We start from the raw sequence: 1,250 nt of genomic DNA, 5'->3' as shown, positions 1-1,250 counted from the left end.
GCGCGGCCGCGGATTCCCAGTGTTCCATCGCGGTCTGACCGCTGTTCGGGCTCGCCGTCAGAACCTCGGCAAGATCCGGCTCGATCCGCGCGCGCGAGCCATTGGCTTGCTTTTCGTAGAAGGCCACGGGCAGCGAGCCGATCAGTTCCGAGTTGCCCTTGACGCACGCCCAGGCCGCGGAGAGCCCGAGCGCCGAGGTCGGCGACACCGTCTTCCCAGCGTGGCTGGAATAGCCCGTCCCGCCCCAGGCCTGGCCGGGCGAGACGCTGACCCACCCGCTTTCGCCGGCGGCAAGCTCCGCCCGGACGCCGCGCAAGGCCGCTTTCATGAACCGCAGCACCATCAGACCACCATCACGGGCCTGGCCAGCATCCCCGCCAGGCTCTTGCGCTTCGCCGCCGCCGGGTTGAGGCTCATCAGGTAGACCGCGTTGAACGTGGCCATCAGCGGGTCGATCTTGCCCGCGCCAGAAACCGCCTTGGTCACAATCACCGCATTTCCCCTCGGTTCCGTTTTCGCATTGCCGACGCACCAGGACATGAGCGGTTGCCCCCCATGCACCAGGGAGCCGTCGAAGAGCTTCCGCTCGGTTCCCTTGATCGCGCCGTTCAGCTTGTAGCCCTGTGACACGCTGGCGAGCGCGTCGGACGGGATCCCGGCCAGCTCGAGCCCGTCCACGATCGCCGCCACGCCCTCGGGATCGAGCCCGACCCCGCCACGCTCCGGCAAGAGCCCCGCATCATGCACCCGCTTGACCAGGGCGATCAGCTCCTCGAGATCCTGCGTCGGCGTCTTGCAGATCGTGAGCGCATCCTCGCGCTCGAGATCCCGCAGCTTTTCCGCGATCGCCTTGCGCCGCGTGAGCGCGACCTCGTGCACCCAGGCCGAGCACCACAGGAGCCAGCGCTTCGTCACCCGGTCCCGGCCCAGGATCGCGAGGCCGAGAAGGTCATCCATCCCGCCACCGTCGATCCCGATCGTGCAAACCTCAGACCGCGCGAGCAGCGCCTCGAGATCGAGTGTCGGATCGACCGCCTCGATCCAATGGCTCGCGCCGATCCAGCCGCCCTTGTGGTGGCCAAGCCCGATCTGGATATTCAGATGCTGCGACGCCCACCGCGCCAGCTCATCCTCGCTCGTGTCGACCGCCTTGTGATACTCCGGCACCAGGCGCTCGATCGTGATCGAGGCGCCGAGGTTCGGAAGGACCGCCGGCCAGAGCCGCGGGTTTCGCCAGGGCTGTTTCTTGT

At 67.8% G+C, this 1,250-nt stretch carries 1 protein-coding gene and 1 pseudogene; both read right to left on the bottom strand.

The window, feature by feature from the left end; all coding sequences use genetic code 11:
* A pseudogene (locus D4754_RS23750) lies at nucleotides 1–328 on the bottom strand (phage portal protein); the annotation flags it as partial.
* Nucleotides 329–342: 14 nt separating this feature from the next.
* The coding region (locus D4754_RS23745; protein WP_240454001.1) for a terminase TerL endonuclease subunit at nucleotides 343–1,250 on the bottom strand (908 nt) is incomplete at its 5' end.

The organism is Chachezhania antarctica (assembly GCF_003646465.1).
GTDB lineage: Bacteria > Pseudomonadota > Alphaproteobacteria > Rhodobacterales > Rhodobacteraceae > Chachezhania > Chachezhania antarctica.
Note: the sequence above shows the minus strand (reverse complement) of the source record. Positions and strands in the feature narration are given on the sequence as shown.